The 19,955-nt window shown below is 40.3% G+C and carries 17 protein-coding genes; 6 read left to right on the top strand and 11 right to left on the bottom strand.

Translation table 11 applies throughout. The features are described 5' to 3' along the window. Position 1: 1 nt before the first annotated feature. Positions 2-3,076, bottom strand: a complete 3,075-nt coding sequence (locus tag HUW48_RS11125; RefSeq protein ID WP_182415738.1) for a SusC/RagA family TonB-linked outer membrane protein — start codon at positions 3,074-3,076, stop codon at positions 2-4. A 732-nt stretch (positions 3,077-3,808) separates the two neighbouring features. On the opposite strand from HUW48_RS11125, the gene HUW48_RS11120 reads away from it, so the two are divergent. The 5 genes from HUW48_RS11120 (at position 3,809) to HUW48_RS11100 (ending at position 9,359) form a co-directional block, all read left to right on the top strand. After that, entirely contained in the window at positions 3,809-5,248 is a 1,440-nt protein-coding gene (locus tag HUW48_RS11120) for an alpha-L-fucosidase (RefSeq protein WP_182415737.1), read from the top strand. Positions 5,249-5,327: 79 nt separating this feature from the next. Next, on the top strand, positions 5,328-6,203 hold the full coding sequence (locus HUW48_RS11115; protein WP_182415736.1) for an ROK family protein: 876 nt from the start codon (positions 5,328-5,330) through the stop codon (positions 6,201-6,203). Positions 6,204-6,290: 87 nt separating this feature from the next. Next, complete coding sequence (locus HUW48_RS11110) at positions 6,291-7,409, top strand: carbohydrate-binding family 9-like protein (protein WP_182415735.1); 1,119 nt, start codon at positions 6,291-6,293, stop codon at positions 7,407-7,409. A gap of 256 nt (positions 7,410-7,665) precedes the next feature. Continuing rightward, positions 7,666-8,694 carry a N(4)-(beta-N-acetylglucosaminyl)-L-asparaginase gene (locus HUW48_RS11105; RefSeq protein ID WP_182415734.1) on the top strand — a complete coding sequence of 343 codons (1,029 nt, stop codon included), beginning with the start codon at positions 7,666-7,668 and terminating at the stop codon, positions 8,692-8,694. A 248-nt stretch (positions 8,695-8,942) separates the two neighbouring features. Beyond that, positions 8,943-9,359: a response regulator gene (locus tag HUW48_RS11100; RefSeq protein ID WP_182415733.1), complete on the top strand. Its 417-nt coding sequence runs from the start codon at positions 8,943-8,945 to the stop codon at positions 9,357-9,359. An 89-nt stretch (positions 9,360-9,448) separates the two neighbouring features. Here the strand turns inward: HUW48_RS11100 and HUW48_RS11095 are convergent, their stop codons facing one another. The 10 genes from HUW48_RS11095 to HUW48_RS11050 form a co-directional block, all read right to left on the bottom strand. After that, positions 9,449-10,336 (bottom strand): ATP-grasp domain-containing protein, encoded by an 888-nt coding sequence (locus HUW48_RS11095; RefSeq protein ID WP_182415732.1) that lies wholly within the window; start codon positions 10,334-10,336, stop codon positions 9,449-9,451. Positions 10,337-10,416: 80 nt separating this feature from the next. Then, the gene (locus HUW48_RS11090; protein ID WP_182415731.1) at positions 10,417-11,202 is read right to left on the bottom strand and encodes an SDR family oxidoreductase; all 786 of its coding nucleotides are present in this window, start codon (positions 11,200-11,202) and stop codon (positions 10,417-10,419) included. Positions 11,203-11,329: 127 nt separating this feature from the next. Beyond that, positions 11,330-11,617, bottom strand: a complete 288-nt coding sequence (locus HUW48_RS11085) for a hypothetical protein (protein WP_182415730.1) — start codon at positions 11,615-11,617, stop codon at positions 11,330-11,332. A 472-nt stretch (positions 11,618-12,089) separates the two neighbouring features. After that, on the bottom strand, positions 12,090-13,190 hold the full coding sequence (locus HUW48_RS11080; RefSeq protein WP_182415729.1) for an AMP-binding protein: 1,101 nt from the start codon (positions 13,188-13,190) through the stop codon (positions 12,090-12,092). Between the two features lie 210 nt (positions 13,191-13,400). Then, a complete protein-coding gene (menB, locus tag HUW48_RS11075; protein ID WP_182415728.1) occupies positions 13,401-14,225 on the bottom strand; it encodes a 1,4-dihydroxy-2-naphthoyl-CoA synthase in 825 nt (274 codons plus the stop codon). 183 nt (positions 14,226-14,408) lie between these two features. Then, positions 14,409-14,924, bottom strand: a complete 516-nt coding sequence (locus HUW48_RS11070) for a DoxX family protein (RefSeq protein WP_182415727.1) — start codon at positions 14,922-14,924, stop codon at positions 14,409-14,411. 43 nt (positions 14,925-14,967) lie between these two features. Further along, on the bottom strand, positions 14,968-15,405 hold the full coding sequence (locus HUW48_RS11065) for a DoxX family protein (RefSeq protein WP_182415726.1): 438 nt from the start codon (positions 15,403-15,405) through the stop codon (positions 14,968-14,970). A gap of 75 nt (positions 15,406-15,480) precedes the next feature. Then, complete coding sequence (gene menD / locus HUW48_RS11060) at positions 15,481-17,178, bottom strand: 2-succinyl-5-enolpyruvyl-6-hydroxy-3-cyclohexene-1-carboxylic-acid synthase (protein WP_182415725.1); 1,698 nt, start codon at positions 17,176-17,178, stop codon at positions 15,481-15,483. Beyond that, complete coding sequence (locus HUW48_RS11055) at positions 17,175-18,392, bottom strand: chorismate-binding protein (RefSeq protein ID WP_182415724.1); 1,218 nt, start codon at positions 18,390-18,392, stop codon at positions 17,175-17,177. Before HUW48_RS11055 ends, menD begins: the two co-directional genes overlap by 4 nt. Positions 18,393-18,677: 285 nt before the next feature. After that, positions 18,678-19,103 carry a hotdog fold thioesterase gene (locus tag HUW48_RS11050; protein WP_182415723.1) on the bottom strand — a complete coding sequence of 142 codons (426 nt, stop codon included), beginning with the start codon at positions 19,101-19,103 and terminating at the stop codon, positions 18,678-18,680. Between the two features lie 65 nt (positions 19,104-19,168). Between HUW48_RS11050 and HUW48_RS11045 the strand changes: the two genes are divergently transcribed. Next, positions 19,169-19,792 (top strand): histidine phosphatase family protein, encoded by a 624-nt coding sequence (locus HUW48_RS11045; RefSeq protein WP_182415722.1) that lies wholly within the window; start codon positions 19,169-19,171, stop codon positions 19,790-19,792. Positions 19,793-19,955: the final 163 nt, after the last annotated feature.

Raw genomic sequence — 19,955 nt, 5'->3', positions numbered from 1 at the left:
ATTATTTGAATTTAACGTTAACAGTAAAACCGTACGTTCTGGCAAACGGCAGCGAACCACCTTCTACTCCAGCGTAAGTTACTAAGGAAGAAATGGTGTTTTCCGGATCGATGTTATCGGTGTGCTTCATGATAGTAAATAAATTACGACCAACTAAAGACAGACCAATCGATTGGAATGGAGTTTTGGTTAACAAAGTAGGCGTAAAGGTGTAACCTAAGGTTAATTGACGGAATTTAATAAAGCTACCATCCAGTACCGATACAGCCGAAACGTTATTAGCTAATTGCGGATAGTAAATGTAAGCCGGAACTACTGTTTCGTTTACGCTACCATCTTCTTTTACACCTACGGCTACCACGCCGGTTTCACGACCTACTAAAGTTGCTTGGTTTAAGCCCCGAATGTAAGAGTAATGCTCGGTTGCTGAAAGCACTTTATTGTTGTATTTAAAGTCAATTAAGAACGACAGGTTAAAGTTTTTATAAGCGAAATCGTTATTCCAGCCACCGTACAAGTTTGGTAAACCAGAACCCATTGGTTTTAAATCTCCGCGTAACGGAACACCATTGGCACCAATAATAACGTTACCACTAGCGTCGCGCTTGTAATCGTAAGCCATTACCTGGGCAATAGGTAAACCTTTTACGATAGAAATATTACCATTTAATGGGCGGTAAGTACCGGTTTGCAGCGGCGAAGGATTCTCAGACTGATCGATGTCTAAAACTTCGTTCTTCAGTTTAGTAAAGTTAAAGGAAGTATTCCAGTTAAAAGCCGAGCGAATTGGGTTACCTGATACCATTAACTCAATACCCCGGTTAGAAGTAGAACCTAAATTAACGGAACGGCTGTTAAAGCCAGTGGCTGAAGACAAGCTAGCTGATACAATTTCACCTTCGGTCTTGCGGTCAAAGTAAGTAACATCTAATCCTAAACGGTTATCTAAAAACTTCATTTCTGCTCCAACTTCAAATTCGTTCAGGCTGAAAGGTTTTAAGTTAGCGTTAGGTAATTTGGAATCAAAAGAACCGCGGGCTACACCATTGATTGGATTATTTACATTGTAGTAAAAAGCAGTTTGGTATGGCTGGGCTGGCTCACCACTGGTTTCAGCGTAAGAAGCCCGTATTTTACCGTAGTTTAAGGCTGGGGTGTTCAGCAGGTCAGAAAATACAAAGCTAGCTGATACCGAAGGTGTAAATAAGCTCCGGTTGCCCCGTGGTAAAGAAGAGAACGTATCGTAACGGCCGGTAGTGCTTAAGGTTAAATATTTGTAGCTGAAATCGGCAGTATAATAAACCGATGGCGTTTCCAGAGCCGTGTACAAATATTCTGAGTTCCGGGTACGGGTGTTGGTTGGGGTATACAAGTAAGGCACAATAAACTGACTACCATATAAACGGGTGCTTTCGGTATTGTTCCGACGGAAGTTACCCCCTACACTAGCATCAATCGAGAAATCATCGTTAATGTTTTTGCTGAACGACAACAACGCATCGGTATTTAACTCTAAACGGGTGCCTTGGTATAAAGCTTCCAGAGATCCTTCGCCGTTTGAAGAGAACAAGGTACCGTATGGGTTAACAGTAAAGCGACGGTCGCTGGAGAAATCGTAACCAATCCGGGCTTGTAACGAAAGAAAATCAAAGAACTGATAACGGGCCGAAATAGCTGAAATTAAACGACGACGAGAGATATCATTTTTAAATTGATTTACCACGAACCAAGGGTTAGTAGCGTAAATATCATCACTCCAGGCAGTTTCTAAACCATTATTCGAAGCATCGTAACCCGGGGCCAGGCTAGCCTGATCTACGTTAGTTCCTAAGAATACAATGTTGTTGGCGTTCATGGGCGCATCACTCAAATACGGACGGTTTTTGTCTTTTTGGTCAATGTAATTCGCCATTAAGTTAAAGCTTAACTTTTTGGTAAGTTCGTAAGAGGTGTTAAAGTTTACCGTTTTACGATCCAGACCGCTATTGCGCAAAATAGACTGACCATCCATGTTCGAAAGCGATAACCGGTAAGTGCCGCGGTCGCCTCCACCCGAAATAGCTACGGTGTTAGTCCAGGTTCTTGCTGTACGGTAAAAGTTTTCAATATTATCTTTTACCGCCGAGTAAGGATGTAATTGTCCATCAGATTGAATGGTAGGTACGCCATCCAGACGCTCGCCCCAGGAATTACGACCTGATAAAGCCGCAGAAGCTACGTCAACGGGTCTTACACCTTGAGTTCCCTGGCCGTATTCATATTGCCAATCGGTATTGTCAACGGCGCGGTCGAACTGTAAGTTAGTGTTGTACTCGATGGTGGTTTTTCCTTTTACCCCGCTTTTGGTAGTAATTTGAATAACACCGTTCGCCGCACGGGAGCCGTACAAAGCCGAAGCTGTAGAACCTTTTAAAACGGTCATGGTCTCAATATCATCCGGGTTAATGTTACCAATACCATCACCTTGGTCAGCACCGCCCCATTCGCCGGAGCTACCGCGGTTTGAGTTATCCATTGGCACACCGTTGATAACGATTAAAGGTGAAGAACTACCAGAAAACGAAGTTACCCCCCGAATGTTAATCCGGGCAGAAGAACCCGGTCCGCCACTGGTACCAGCTACGTTTAAGCCTGAAACCCGACCTGATAAAGAGTTGGCTACGTTGGCTTCGCGGGCTACGTTTAATACTTCGCCGCCTACTTTAGATACAGAATAGCCCAGTTTACGCTCTTCTTTTTTAATACCCAAAGCCGTAACTACAACCTCTTGTAAAGCGGTAGCATCGCTTTCGAGTACCACATTAATAACCGTGCGGTTATTAACGGGAACGGTTTGGTTTTTATAACCGATGTAAGAAAAAATTAGGGTACCATTGCCAGGTACTTCTAGGGCGTAATTGCCCTCTACATCCGAAATAGCACCTTGCGTGGTTCCGTCGATCTGAATACTTACGCCCACCAAAGGACTATTATCGGATCCGGTTACCCTGCCGGTTACTTTAGTACCCTGCGCAAAGCTATATCCATAGCTTAGAAACAGGAGTAGTACAAACAAGTGTAAGGTTTTTTTCAACATAAATGAAAGTTTAAAAGTGGAATAAAAAGATTGAGAAAGTAAGACTTGCTTTAGGTGCAAAACACGGTGGGGTCAAGTTTGTTTGCGTTAATGGGTGTGGCATTTTAAATTATTAAGCAAAAACCAGTATACAGGTCCTTAGAAATAATGGAAGTTTAAAGCATTTAAACGGATCTTTTCTACTAGGGCTCTTTAATTTTGATCTCAATTTTAGGGTTATTAGCAGAATTTACTAAAAGTAACCTCCTAATAAAACTACTTTTATAGAAGACAAATAAAATGATAATCTAATTAGGATAAAACATTTTTTAAAGAAAAAATTATAATATTAAGGAACTCGCTTGTTTTTAGATCATTAGCAATACTTTAAAATGTGTACGTACACATTTAAGGATAGTTTATCGCGTGTCCGTACACACAAGTCAATTTAAAAATTTTATTTTGTATTTCTTTTTCCTATGTTTGATACTCGATCAAATGGATGTAGTTTAAGTACAAAATTTTAATTATTTGTGAATCCCGCCTTTTCGTCCTTAGGTATGAAACTATATTAAAATTTAAAAGGCAGGATAAATAAACCCACAACAGGTATTACTAACTGGTACTTTAATGACTATCTTACTTTGTTAACCTGAATTAATAAGGAAGCTTTAGTAACGGCCATTTATTTGATTTTTTGCTTGGTCACAGTACTCCCATAAGATTCAAATCTGATACTTCACGATAACTGAAATGAGAAAACTTTTTACTACTATACTTTTCTTCGGATACCTGTTAAACAGTTGGGCGCAACAGCATAATACGTCTACCAACTACATACCGCCCACCGACCCGAAAGTGCAGGCCAAACTTGCTAATTGGCAAGATTTAAAATTTGGTGTTTTTATGCATTGGGGCACTTACAGCCAGTGGGGAATAGTAGAAAGCTGGAGTATCTGCCCCGAAGACGAAGGCTGGACCCAACGTAAAGGGCCTTACGCGGCGGATTATACTACTTATAAAAAAGCGTACGAAAATATCCGAACCGAATTTAACCCGGTAAAATTTAGTCCGGAAAAATGGGTTACTGCGGCTAAGGCAGCCGGTATGAAATACATGGTTTTTACCACCAAACACCATGATGGCTTTGCCATGTTCGATACAAAACAAAGCGATTATAAAATTACCGATTCCAAATCAGCCTTTGCGACCAATCCGCGCAGCAACATTACCAAAGAAGTTTTTAATGCATTCCGAAAAGAAGATTTTTTAATTGGCGCGTATTTTTCTAAACCTGATTGGCACAACGAAAATTACTGGTGGCCTTACTTTCCGCCGAAAGACCGTAACGTAAATTATAATCCTGCTAAATACCCGGAACGTTGGCAAAAATTTAAAGATTTTACTTATAACCAGATTGGCGAGTTAATGACGGATTATGGCGCCGTAGATATTCTTTGGCTGGATGGCGGCTGGGTACGGCCTAAAAATACCATTGATCCTGCAGTGGATTGGCAAAAAGCCATTACGTTTGAACAGGATATTGATATGGCCCGCGTGGCTAAAATGGCCCGCGAAAAACAACCAGGTTTAATCGTGGTAGATCGCACCGTAACCGGCGAGTTCGAAAATTATACTACTCCCGAACACACCGTACCGGATGAACCCTTGCCTTACCCTTGGGAAACCTGTATGACAATGGGCGATTCGTGGAGTTTTGTACCCAACGATAAGTATAAGTCTACGAACCAGCTTATTCAATTACTCGTAAAAATTGTATCCAGAGGCGGTAACTTTTTACTAAATATTGGCCCTAGTCCGGAAGGTGATTGGGCACCCGAAGCGTATAATCGGCTGCAACAAATTGGCGATTGGATGAAAATAAATGGCGAAGGAATTTACGCTAGCCGTTCCGTTGCCCCTTATGAACATCAGAATATTTACTACACCCAGGCTAAAGGTAAATCTGTAATTTATGCCTTCTGGCTGTCGGATAAAGAAGACGTTGCTTTACCTGCCACCTTGCAAATTCCTCTGAATAAAATAAATCAGGTAAAAAAAGTAAGCTTACTCGGACGAGCAGATAAACTCACCTGGCGCTTTAAAGGTAATTCTCTCCAGATCCAGGTACCAACTAAGTTGCAAAAAAAGAGCAGTTTAAAACAAGCCGCAACTTTTAAAATCGAATACTAAAAACGAAAAGCTTATTCTGCTTACTAGTTAAAGTTTATAAAAAATCTTTCTTAATTACGCAGCGAAAGCTTGGAGTGTAATGGATATGCTATCAGAACATAAAATAATCGGGCTGGATATTGGCGGCACCAAAATTCATATTGGCTTAGTGGAAGCGGGTAAAATAACGAAAGAATTAAAAATAGCCACGGCCGCTCAAGCTTCTAAGAAAGAAATATTAAATCAGCTGGTGCAAAGCATTGAGCAATTAATGGAGCCCGATGTTATGGGCATTGGGGTAGGGGTACCGGGCTTGGTAGATGAAGAAAAAGGAGTAGTTTGCGATGTCCAGAATATTCCGGATTTTACGGAGATTCCACTTAAAAATTACCTAGAAGACTACTTTCGCAAATCGGTTTACTTAACCAACGATGCCAACAGTTTTATACTGGGCGAAAAATTATACGGACGGGCGCAGCCTTATAAAAATGTGGTGGGTTTAACTTTAGGGACTGGGTTTGGAGGAGGTATAATTTTAAATAACCAGCTTTATTCCGGGGCTTTTTCGAGTGCGGGCGAGTTTGGTGGTATTCCGTACCTGGATAGCACCCTGGAAGATTACTGCAGCGGCAAATTTTTTCAAAATCAGTTTGGCGTTTTAGGGCAGGAAGTTCACCAGGCAGCCGTAAAAGGCGATAACAGGGCTATTGCTATGTTAGAACAATTTGGTACACACCTCGGCGAAGCCATTAAAATGATTTTATTTGCTTTAGCCCCGGAGGCCATTTTTTTAGGTGGATCGGTGAGTAAATGTTTTCCTTTTTTTAAAGATGCCATGCAGCAACGAGTTGAGGAATTCCCATTTGAGCGAGTAAAGAAGCAATTAATAATTGAACAATCGCACATGCGGAACGGGGCAATTTTAGGGGCGGCAGCTCTGGTTCAAATGAAAAGCAAAGTTTTATCGCCTTTATAAGTAATAGCCTAATTTATTCAGGTAGGTAATTTTACTAAAACCATTTTAGCTTAAATAATTTATTTCTCCGGTATCAAATTGAATAAAGTGAAAATTACCAAATTGAAGGGTGCGTTTTTATTTGGATATTTTTTATTGCAGCAGGTTTTCTGTACTGCTCAGGCCATTATACCAAATAAAGATTACATATTTAGCACTCCGCAACATTACCTTACTTCTTTCACTTCGGAAGCGCCAACCATTGATGGAAATTTAAATGAGAGCGCTTGGCAAGCCGCTACCTGGACAAATAACTTTATTGATATTGAAGGAAAACAAAAGCCGAAGCCTACCTGGAATACCCGGGTTAAAATGTTGTGGAATGATACCTGCCTGTTTATTGCCGCCGAACTTCAAGACCCTCACGTATGGGCCACTTTAAAGCAACACGATACGATTGTTTATTACGATCACGATTTTGAGATTTTTATTGATCCGGATAACGATACCCATAATTATTACGAAATAGAAGTAAACGCCTATAATACCATCTTCGATTTGTTTATGACCAAGCCGTACCGGAATGGGGGTCGGGCAATAATTCCCTGGCAAGCTGTAGGAATGCGCTCGGCGGTGCAAGTGCAGGGAACTCTTAACAACCCGAACGATACAGATAAGGGATGGACCGTGGAAATGGCAATTCCTCTTCGTACGCTTACTTCTACTGGCAGATCTAACCGGATTGAAGAAGAAACCAACTGGCGCATTAATTTCTCGCGGGTACAATGGGACGCCGTTGTGCAACAAGGCAAATACGTTAAAGTTACCGGCCCCAACGGCAAACCTTTACCGGAACATAATTGGGTTTGGTCACCTCAAGGCCTCATCAATATGCACTTTCCGGAGCTGTGGGGTTACTTATATTTTACCCGCAAGCCAGTAACAAAAAAACCAACTTCTGCTTTTACTTTACCTTACGCCGAAAAACTAAAACAGCATCTTTGGCAAATTTACTACTTGCAAAAAGAGTATTTCCGGAAAAACCGGCGCTATGCGGCCTCGCTATCTGACTTAGGAATAAAAAATAACCAGGTTAAAGTAGATAGTCAGATGAATCAAATAAGATTAGAAGCCAATACGTATCAGTTTATGGCTTTTATTAAAGGTAACGATCCGGTTACTTACAGCCTAAACCAGGACGGACTTGTTCAAACTATTAAAGAGTAGTTGATTATTTTACTATATTAGGGTAAAGCAATTTGCTGCCTTGTTCCGGATCAGCATTCCGGATGTTTTACTTGTTATAGAAAATCGAATAATTAAATAAAGATTGCTGGCGGACATGCACGGGGCTTAACTTTAACAAGCTCGTTAACTTCGCATTTAACATTTATTATTTAAATTCTTTTATTTAATTATTTGCGAAGAAAGTTTCTAAACCAGATCTTCTAACTAATTCAGTTTACCACCACAAATTAAAAATATGTCTTTCCTTGGCCGTCGTAAATTTATAAAAGCTTCTTCGCTGGGTATGTCGCTGCTGGCTTTTGATCGCTCTGCTTTTGCTTCTTTTCTTCCCACGAGCCAGCCGGTTCCATCAGCTCCCATTGTTATATCAACCTGGGATTTTGGCATTCCCGCCAACCAGGCCGCCTGGAAAATTTTGAGTAATGGAGGAAGGGCTTTGGATGCGGTGGAAGCAGGTGCCCGAATACCAGAAGCCGATTTAAATAACCATAGTGTGGGTCGGGCTGGTTATCCGGACCGTGATGGTTACGTAACTTTAGATGCCTGCATTATGGATGAACAAGGAAATTGCGGTGCGGTGGCAGCAATGGAAAATATTGATCACCCTATTTCAGTTGCTCGGTTGGTAATGGAGAAAACGCCCCATGTACTTTTAGTAGGAGCGGGAGCAACTCAATTTGCGATAGAAAACGGATTTAAAAAAACAAAATTACTTACCCCCGAATCGGAGAAAGCCTGGCGGGAATGGTTAAAAGAAGCGAAGTACAAACCTACCATAAACGTCGAAAATAAATTGTATCGTCCGGATAAGTTACCGGGTAATAAATTTAACCACGATACAATTGGTATGCTGGCCCTGGATGCAAAGGGTAATATGTCCGGAGCTTGTACTACCAGCGGCATGGCTTTTAAATTGCACGGAAGGGTAGGAGATAGTCCTATTATAGGGGCCGGCCTGTACATCGACAACGAAGTGGGAGGAGCGACTTCTACGGGTGTAGGCGAAGAAGTTATCCGGAATGTTGGCAGCTTTTTGGTGGTAGAGTTAATGCGACAAGGATACACTCCCGAAGCGGCCTGTAAAGCCGCAGTACAACGGATCATTAACAAGAAACCAGATAAGGTAAAGGATCTGCAAGTAGGATTTTTAGCTTTGAATAAAAAAGGGGAGTACGGAGCCTATGCCATCCAGCAAGGATTTTCATTTGCCGTTTGCACAGCCCAAAAACAAGATTTACTTGTGCAAAGTAAGAGTTCCTTTTAAAAGTAATATTTACTAATCCTTTTCTAAAATTTACTTTTTTTTATTAATAATAAACCTTAAACCTGGTTTATAGGATATTAATTTGGTTACGTTTTAAAGTTTCAGAAGAACATGCAGTAATTGTATAATGAAACATGAATTTATCTAAATATTAAAACATATTATGAGTTAATTATTATTATCCGGATATTTGTATTTAGCTATTTATTGGTGAGTAGCTTTTTTTTATATAAAGATCCGAGTACTTTATGAATAAGCTTAATTGTGTATTATTAGTTGATGATAACGAAACAACCTGCTTTATTAATCGTCTGCTATTAGATAAATTAAATATTGTTCAAGAACTTTTAACTGCCCGTGATGGTCGTGCTGCTTTAAATTTACTTCAGGAACGTTTAAATACTGGTGAGCAACTACCGGAGCTTATTCTGCTCGATATTAAAATGCCGGGTATGGATGGATTCGAATTTTTTGCGGAATACAAACAGCGACCCGAGTTTTCTTTCAGCCTCATTGTTATGCTTACTACTTCGCAAAATACCCGTGATTTGGAACAGGCAAAAGGTTTAGGAATACCTTATTACTTAACCAAGCCTTTAACGTCGCAAAAAATTTCTGACATTGTGGATCAGCATTTTAAATTAAAACAGTCTAACACCCTTTAACCTAAATAGTTGTTCGATTAGTAAAATCTAAATTATTGGTAAATTTATTAACTCAAATTTAATTTATTAAAGTACTTATTCTTTGCCATTTAACCTTGTTCGGTTAATTGTTGCAGGGCTCTGTAATAATTATTTAATGAGTTTTCGCAGGTAAATAGGAACAAAAAGGGCTCTATTAATTCCAATTCCATCAACATAAAACTACCGTTTACCTCTAAACCATCTACCCGGGCGTACAGGCAATCTGAGGCAAATTTTTGCACAATACCACTCGCCTCCACCAGCAGGTGCGCCGGCGGATCGGTAGGGTAGATGCTTCCTCCTAAATAATGCTGCACCCGAAAATCTCCTTCCTGGGGTGTTTTTAACAAACAGTGACTAAAATTTCCATTAAAATACACGAACGACCACTCGCCCTGGGTTTGCACCTCCGATAAAAAAGGCTGAGCCAGAAAAGCTTCCTGAGCAAACAAGGCGTTTAGTTTTATGGCTTGTTCTTCGGCAGTTTCGCGGGTAATGGCAAAAGTATTTTTTGCGCCTCCGCTTACGCAAGGTTTAATAATAATTTTATCCGTCCCAAATTGCCGGAAAAGCTTATCCATTTTAAAAGCCTGGCCGGGTTCAATCAAAACACTTGGTGTAATAGTAAAACCGGCCGCAGCAATTTCGTGTAAATAATGTTTATCGGTATTCCATCTTACAGTTTTTAAAGGATTTAACATCCGGATATTTTTCTGCTCAATTACATCCAGCCAGTCTCTAAAATCCAGAATGTAATCAAAATAATCCCAGGGCGATTTTAGAATTAGTAAATCATATTGCTCCCACTTTACCAACGGATCGTTCCATACTTCAAAAGTTAAATCCAGGCCTTTATACTTTAAAAAGTTAAATAAAACAGTGTCTTCGTTCTCCACCGAAGAATTGTATTTTCCTTGATCGTTGTAAGTTATGAGCGCAATTTTGGTAGATGACATGTAGCTATTTTGGTGTGATAAGTATAGATAAAAATCTAATCGAGGTACGTTTTAGTAAAGTACTATATTGACGGTTTTAATTAAAACCCATAAACTGAAAAACCGCCATCAATAGCCAGGCACTGCCCGGTTATGTAACTGGCTGCCGGCATACATAGAAAAGCAGCAGCAGCAGCTACCTCTGCTGGTTCGCCTACCCGGCCCATGGGCGTGCGGCTAAGTACATCGTTTAAATAATCTTGATTTTGCAAAACAGCATCGGCCAAGGGAGTCCGGATGTACCAGGGAGCTAAGGCATTAACCCGAATATTATCGCTGGCCCATTCTACGGCTAAATTCTTGGTTAATTGAATCATAGCGGCTTTGGTCATGCCGTAAATAGCACCCGTACGCAGGTGATTTAAACCGGAAACCGAAGATATTTGAATAATATTGCCTTGTTCGGCTTGTTTAAGTGCCGGGAACAATAACTGGCTTAAATGAAAAGCCGAAGTAAGGTTCGTATCTAATAGTAACTGGTATTCTTTCTCCGAATAAGCAACAGTTTTTTTCCGGATATTAGTACCAACATTATTTACTAAAATGTCCAGCTTTCCCCAATTTTCGGTGATATATTCGGAGAGCTGCACCCTATCTGCCGACCGGCTTAAGTCCGCGGAAATTCCACTGGCTTGCAAATCTTGTTCCCGCCACTCTGCTAATAAAGCATCCAGTTCGGCTTGTTTTCGGGCAACAATTAAAACCTCGGCTCCTAACTGTAAAAACTCTTCGGCAATGGCTCGGCCGATACCTTTGGTACCACCCGTAACCAAGGCCCGCTTTCCGGCTAAAGTCCAGCGGTTAGATTTAGTTGCGTTATTGTTCATTCTACTATTCTTGAATTACAAATTTTTTATACTTCTATTTTTATTACCAAAGGCTCTTACGTAAACCGATAAATTAAGTACAATTAAAGCACTTTCTTAGCTATTTAATCCATCTACTTACATTAAGTCAACCATAATCTTCGTCGTACAAATTAAAATTAGTAAAAGATAGATGCAATTCGCCGGCCGCAATAATGTGGCGGGAACGGCAGAACAAAACAAGAGTATGAGGTCCGGAAGCAATGGCGCCTAGTAGTTCCGGTTCACTGCTCAGGATAGTTACGGGATCGGTTACTTTGCGGCGGGCTGCACTTGTTTCAGTGTAGCTGGTATAAAATAACGTAGGATTGCCTGTTAACACCACCCGGATTATTGCCGTCTTTATTTCCTGATTAGTAGTGGTACTTATATCCAAGTCCAGGCGAATATTTTATTCCACCGTACTTATTACTATATCCACTAACCGGCTTCCAGGAAAAACCTGAAAAAAATTTTGTAAAGTGGCAGCCGGATTTCTGGGAAAAGAAATTTCTGTTCTCATAATAAAATCTAGCTTAGCTAAATAATACTATTTACGATAGGCAGATAAGTAAGTAATACGTTTTAAGTTATAGGTTTTAAGTTTATAAAAATCTTTCATTCCCCTACTTAACTCAAAAATAACTTAAATTTAATTCTGACATTTTACTTAAAATTGGAGAAAGGAATTGTTTACCTATTTTATTACTAATGGTAAAAATAGAAAATATAGACAAACTGAAGGGCAGGCACTAGATTGTTGTATTAGGAAAATGATATTCATTTAATTACACTGAAATCAAACATTTTGATACATCTATCCCTTTACTTAACTAGGTTCAGGTTCAGAATAGGATTTAAAAAAGTAATTAAATTAAGCTTTTTAAAGTTGCTGGTTTATCTATTTTACCAGAAGCAGTAGTGCAGAAATTAGCAATGTATTTAAATGCTTTTGGTATTTCGTACTTATTGAGTATTTGCTGTAAATGTTTTTGAATAGATTCTTCTTTGGTGTTTTCTAACTTTTCTCCTTCGAGTACAGCTACAATACGTTGGCCTAGTTTAGCATCGGGTAATGGAGTAATAAAAGAACGATAATTTAGATCTAACTCTAGTAATGCTTGCGCTAAAGCTACTTCTACTTTTTCGGCCTGAACCTTTACTCCACCGCTATTAATGGTATTATCTACCCGGCCTAACCATTCAAATTCATGTTCTGAAATAAGGTTTGCGAGATCGTTGGTAGTAATTAATTGATCATTTGTTAGATTACCTATAATGGTCAAGCAGCCTCGTTCATCCAAGCCTAGTTTTACAGAACTAGCTGCCTTAAAGTAAGAATCAGGTTTGCTCCCGTTTAAACGCTTTAAAGCCACATGCGACGATGTTTCGGTCATGCCGTAGGTGTGATAAACGGGCGCAGCAATATTCTGAATTTGCTTATATAATATATCATTCACAACAGCCCCACCCACCAAAATGCCTTTCATCTGGTCTAATAAATATTTCTTTTCCGGCGACTCTGTTATTATTGCCTGTAATTGCAGGGGCACGAAGGAGCCAAAGTCATATTCATCCGGACCATTAGGAGGTAAATATTTAAAAGGATTTCCAATAGGCTCGATTATCGTTAAATGTAAATTGCCCACTAACCCGCGAACCAGCATCATCATACCACCAATGTACTCGGTGTTTAAGCAAACTAATGTCCGGTCATTTTCTTGTAAGTTTAACGCCAGCAACGTATTTTGTGCACTGGCAATCATTTGAGCCCGGGTTAAAGTAATTAATTTGGGAGCACCCGTGGAGCCAGAAGTATTAATAGCAATTTCCTGAACCCCATTCAGCCAGTTTCGACAAAATTCCAGGGTAGTAACTTCGTACCCATTCAAGGGTATGCTATTCCGGAACGAGTAATTAGCAATTTCCTCGTAGTAAAACTTCTTCCCGTTAAGCAGCAGGTGATCCATAATTCGTTGTTAGTTGCTGGTTGTTAGTTATTGGTTATAAGTTGTTTGATTTTTATAAGTTTTTAGTACTTAGAAAAATTACATAAAGTTAAAGCGACTTTTTGCCTGCTCTTGTTTAATCAAAAGAATTCCCAAGAAGTATTTCTAGAATCAACCTTAACATGTGCTACAAATTATTTTAAACTATAAACCAGAAACTAACAACTAAAATCAAGGGAATTTAGGGAATTTCGAAAAGTCGGGTTTCCGTTTTTCCAAGAAAGAATTTTTACCTTCTTTGGCTTCGTCGGATAGGTAGTAGAGTAAAGTAGCATTACCCGCTAATTCCTGAATACCCGCTTGTCCGTCGAGTTCGGCATTAAAAGCAGATTTTAACATCCGCAGAGCAATAGGGCTTTTTTCCAGTATTTTCCGGCACCATTCTACAGTTGTTTCTTCGAGTTGGTCAAGGGGAACTACTTTATTTACTAAACCCATATCCAAAGCTTCTTGGGCATTGTATTGGTCGCACAAGAACCAGATTTCACGGGCTTTTTTCTGGCCCACTATGCGGGCTAAATAAGAAGCACCAAAACCACCATCAAAAGAACCAACCTTAGGGCCAGTTTGGCCGAACCTAGCGTTGTCGGCGGCAATACTTAAATCACAAACTACGTGCAATACATGGCCACCGCCAATGGCCCACCCGGCCACCATCGCAATAACTGGTTTTGGAATACGACGAATTTGCATTTGTAAATCCAAAACGTTTAAACGGGGCACTGCATCTTCGCCAATATAACCCCCGTGACCGCGTACGCTTTGGTCGCCGCCACTGCAAAAAGCTTGTCCTCCTTCGCCGGTAATAATAATTACTCCTATTTCCGGGTTTTGGCGGGCAAGTTCCATGGCATCGCTCATTTCCTGAACCGTAAGAGGCGTAAAGGCATTGTGCTTGTGCGGCCGGTTTATACTTATTTTCGCAATTCCTTGGAAATACGAAAACAGAATTTCTTTATAATCTTTAAGGGTTTGCCAGTTGTACTTACTTTGCATAGGTTTTTGATATTAGCTAACTCCAATTTTTAAATGCGTCCGAAGGTAGAGTATACGCCGGAAAAATAAAACGGATAAATAATGGATTATAAAACAACAGCCACCGCTAAAGGTTGCAGTGGCTGTTGTTTTACTTCAGGCGTTTGCCTTTAAGTTGCTTGAAATTAGCTTTTTACCTCAAATTCAGGTTTCTTCATAATGTTCCAGATATTTATCCACAGACCAAGGGCCGGAACCAATAATAAAACAACTGATAAGGAGTATTAAGGTAAATAAGGCAGTCCACCATTCGGCGGTTGTAGTATTTAACTGGATTTCTGACCAAACAAAATTGATACCGCCCTGCGCCATGTTGTTGTCAGACGCCATCCGGATACCAGGCATGGTAAAGAGAACCGCGCCTAATAAAATTGGAATCTGGAAAAAAATGGCTATGCGGGTAAGAAATCCTAAAGCAATAAACAAACCGCCAATAATGTGCATGTACGCAATAAACTGAATTAATACTTGGGCATTCCAATTTAAACTTGTCCCATTTAAAGCATTAATGTTGGAAATAAAAATTTGTACGGATTCAATTTGGCTAAGAACAATAAAGCCTTTCACAAACAGAAAAACTCCTAAGCCCATTCGTACAAAATCAAACCAGGCAGGATAATGCGTAGAGGCCCAGTTTTCAATTTTTTGAGTAATTTCCATAGCACTTTAATTTAAAGTAATTAAACTACTGATCCATTTGAAATTAAACCTCTCGGTGAGTACGCATGTAATGGTCAATAGACCACCGGCCGGAATCGAAAATGAAGAATACAATCAATAAGCAGAGTGTTAATGCCGAAACCCACCATTCGGTATTAATGGATCCGTATTCTAAACCGGGTCGTACAAAAAGTACTGCTCCCACCAGAATAGGAAGTTGGAATAAAACAGCAAGTCGGGTTACCAGGCCCATCGCAATGAGTAAACCACCTACTAAATGCGCAAAAGCAATGTAGTGCGCAAACCAAAAAGAAGACCAGTCCATGTTAATGTTAATCAACAACCTTTCTAACACGGCGATGTCGCTGATAAATATCAGCCCTTTGACGAAGAGGAAGATTCCGAGACCAAATCGGATAAAGTCGAGCCAAATGGGATGATGCCGATCGGCCCACAGCTCAATTTTGTGCGTTACTTCCATAATCCTAATGATTTTAAAGCGTCTAACCAAATATACGATTTAAAATGACACTAAGACTAAGTTATTGAAACAAAGTTACTTGCTCTTGAAAGGAGATTGCTGTCGGTACAATTGAAAAAAATCAGCGTTTTCTTCGCTTTTAGTAAATATTTCTAATATGCCTGGGCCGTTATTCCAAAAATTAGCTAGGTTTTCGGTCAATTGCTGCAAGTTTTCGCAAGGGTAATATTTTAAATTAAACTCCTGTGCTGTTAATTGGGCGTTTAGACCTTGGTATGTTTCGAAGAATTCTGCTAGTTCCGGTTGCTGGCGCGGTCCATCAATCAGCCTAAAAATGCCGCCAGCGTGGTTATTTAAAAGAATAATACGCAAGTTATTCGGCAAGTAATTATGCCATAACCCATTGCGGTCATAAAAAAATGCTAAATCTCCGGTTACTAAAGTAACTATTTGATGAGTGCTAAGCGCACTGCCTACTGCGGTGCTGGTGCAACCATCAATGCCGCTGGTACCTCTGTTTGCAAATACACTAATATTTTGTTCGGGTTTTAACCCGATTATATTCGCGTACCGCACGGCCATGCTATTAGCTACATGTAAAATACTGTTATCCGGTAAGTGCTGTAAGATCCGGGCAAATGCAGTAAATTCATTAAAATAGTTTTGGCCTAGAAACGCTTGCAGATAATCAGCCGCTAATTCTTCCTGCGTTCGCCATTCTGTTTGGTAGCTTTTATTAACGGTTTCTTTATTAGTTGATGCTTGCGTAAAAAAGCTTTGCGGAGCACACCTAATTATGCGCGTAAGCGACTGAAAAGGATCGGCGGCGGTACCGGCAGGTTGCAAGTGCCAATGTTCCCGGGCCGGGAAATCTCTTAAAAATAATTTTAAGTTCTTCGAGATATTAGATAAACCAAATGAAATTAATAAATCTGGTTGTAAATCATCTGCTTTTTTTGTGCTTTCCCCGTTTAAGAAAACATCGTGGTATCGGATAGCCTCGGGTAAAGTATGCTGGTTACTAATAATATCCGCCACCATTACTGCCCCTGTTGCGCGAACAAAAGATTGTAAACCAGCTTGCGTAGCTGTTTCTTTTGCTTGTTGTCCGGCTACAACTAAGATTTTAGAAAAATTTAGTAATTCTTTTTGCAGTTGGTCTTGTTGCGCTTTGGTTAAAGCATAGGCATTGTGCCATTCTTTTATAACTTTTACTTCCGGATTAAACGCCATTGTTTCGCCGGGTTTGGGATAAAACGGTTCCCGCAAAGGCACGTTTACCTGCACCGGACCCGGTGGGTAAGCTTTAGTTTCCAGAATAGCTTCAGAAAGTATCCGTTGTGCAAACCAATTAGCGTCCGGATGTTGCGTATCTACGGGGAAAGTAAAACTACGCTTAATATGTGCCCCATAAATGTTTTCCTGCCGGATCGTCTGACCATCCAGTTGATCAATCCATTCGAAGGGGCGGTCGGCGGTAAAAACCAGTAAGGGTACTTGTTGGTAAAAAGCTTCGGCAATAGCTGGACCATAATTTAAAACGGCCGTACCCGAGGTACATACCAAAGCCACCGGTTGGTGCGTAGTTAAGGCTATGCCTAATCCTATAAAAGCAGCTGCCCGTTCGTCGCTGATGGTTCGTACCTGAATTTTTGGGTGCCGGACAAAGGCCAAAGTTAAAGGCGCACAGCGCGAGCCGGGCGAGAGAATAACATTTTTAATGCCGTGCTGGGCGCAAATTTCAGCAATATCAAAAACAGCTTGTAAGTTCATGAGGGTTGAATACGGAAAACTTGCCGCATGGTGTCCATTTTCATACGGGTTTCCATCCATTCTTTATCGGGTTCCGACTCCGTGGTAATACCGGCTCCGGCATATGTAAGCGCTACTTGCTCTAAAAATTGGGTGCAACGCAGGTTTACGTAAATATTAGATTCGCCGTTAATATTTACCGGACCAAGAAAACCGCTAAAATACGCCCGATCATACCTTTCTTTTTGCAGAATAAAAGCAGTGGCGGGTTCTTTGGGCATGCCGCAAACGGCCGAGGTTGGATGAAGAAGCTGTAACATTTGAGTACCTAAAGTTGGAAAAGTTTCCTCATTCATATTCACGGTAAAATCGGTACGCAAGTGCATTAAATTACCTGCTACTACCGTGCGCGGACCTGTTTCCTGGTACTCCCGGAGGCGAATGCTTTTAAAACAATTAAGAATATAGCGCTCCACCATAGATTGCTCTTCAATTTCTTTTTGCTGCCACATGGCCTTGGCCGGATTACTACCCGGCGTTAAGGGTTGCGTACCAGCCAAGGCTACGGTTTTAAAAATTTTATTGGAGGAAACCTGCACCAATATTTCCGGCGAAGCGCCCATCCAGGTACCAGTATCCGGAATAGAAACCAGGGAAGTAAAAGCATTTGGGTAAGTTTCCTGCAACTTAATAAAAGTATCTACCACGTCAAATCCGGCAGAAAGCTCAGTGACCCGAACCCGCGATAACACCACTTTTTCCATTAAGCCGGCTTCAATAGCCTTAATTCCTTCTTCCACTAATTGCTTAAACTCGCATTCGGGGGTTTGATGCGGCTTCACTTTCCGACTAACATGCCAGTTATTCGCTGAAGCACTTTCTTTAATTTTAGCAAAGTAATCTTGCAATCGTTGCACCAAGGCTACATAATCCGGATTTTCGTTTAACTTAAAGTTAAACTTTAACTTCGCCAATAAACTGCTGTACGTAATATCTGCTTTTATAAATTGCGCCGGATATTTTTCGGAAACCTGAAAAGGATAAAAAGCAAAACCTGAAGTGCCTGATTCGAGCTGGGGTACTTCGCAAGAAGTTTGGGCAGGGCGTAAAGAAACGCATAATTTAATTTCGCTATTGCTGCCGGGTAAACGCCAAACCGCTACAGGTAACTGAAACCGGATAGCTGTTGCAAATAAAGCTTTTAATATGACTTTGTAATCGCCTTCTAAGTTCACTCAGTTTATAATATTTCTTTTAACTCACTATTAGAAGTACCAGACCTAATTAAACTTTTGATAGAATAAGTAGTTGTTCGTTGCTGGTTTAGTAAATTTTAAATGCTTCCCAACTTACTTTACATATAAATCTTAACTAATTTCATCGAAGTACTTAATAATTAATACCTCTGCTTTGTTCATTCTCTGTCTTTTACAAAACCTAACAAAACTCTAATTAAACTAGCTTTTTACTTTTTATTGTAGTAGGATATTTATACTTAATTTTTCAATATTCAGCAATTTTTATCCATTCGCCCGGTCTAAAACGGCCAAAGTTAAACGGCTCACACAAACTAAATCGCCGTTGTTATTAGTAATGCGAATATCCCAAACATGCGTTTTTTTGCCTATATGCACGGCAGCAGCTTTGCCGTAAACAAATCCATTCCGCACACTTTTTAAATGATTCGCATTTATTTCAATACCAACACAAGCTTGTTTCTCCGAATCTACTTGCATTAAACCGGCCACACTACCCAACGTTTCGGCCAGAGCAGCAGAAGCTCCCCCGTGTAAAAGACCCATTGGTTGATGCGTGCGATGGTCTACGGGCATTTTGCCGCATAAATAATCTTCCCCAATTTCGGTAAACTCCATACCCAGGTGTCCGCCTAAGGTATTCTGGTTCCAACTATTCAATATTTCGAGCGTATAATCAGCTTTTTTCATTCTTTTTCGATTCGCTTTCTAACTGATATTATTCGTATTTTGCGCCAAACAAAAGTAGATTAAAATTGAGTATCAAAAAAGTTTACTTACTTCGTCACGGCCAAACTGATTATAATCTGCAAGGTATTATTCAGGGAAGCGGAGTCGATTCCTCGTTAAATGCAACCGGCCGACAGCAAGCTGATCTTTTCTTCCAATGCTATAAACACGTAGCTTTCGATAAAGTTTATACCTCCGTACTCCAACGCAGTATTCAATCCGTACAAGGTTTTATAGATTTAGGAATTCCGCACGAAACGCATGCGGGTTTAAACGAAATCTGCTGGGGCACCCGCGAAGGTACCCGCGTTACCCCGGAAGAAGACGCGTATTATTTTGATGTATTGCAAAAATGGCAAGATGGAGATATTACTCTGCGGATTGATGGGGGAGAAAGCCCGCAAGACGTGGCCGACCGGCAGCAAAATTTTTTAGATGTTTTACTTTCCAGACCCGAAGAACAAACCGTTTTAATTTGCATGCACGGCCGGGCCATGCGCATTTTATTATGCAAATTGCTTAATTACCCGCTGCACTGCATGGATTTATTTGAACACCATAATTTGTGCTTGTACCTTTTACAGTATACGGGTAGTATGTTTAGCGTTCACCGGCACATGGATATTGAGCATTTAAGACCCATGTTTTGAATTAACCTGTGAACCATTGTTCATAGTCCCTAGTCGGGAATTCCTAAACCAAAATACCAGAACTAATAAGGATAAGAGTTTTTTGAATGGGATTTAGGTGAATATTTAAATTTTTAATTCTTTTACCACTTCCTATAACCTGCTGACTTTGGACCAGCAACCA

Origin of the sequence: Adhaeribacter radiodurans (genome assembly GCF_014075995.1) — a bacterium.
Classification (GTDB): Bacteria; Bacteroidota; Bacteroidia; order Cytophagales; family Hymenobacteraceae; genus Adhaeribacter; species Adhaeribacter radiodurans.
Note: the sequence above shows the minus strand (reverse complement) of the source record. Positions and strands in the feature narration are given on the sequence as shown.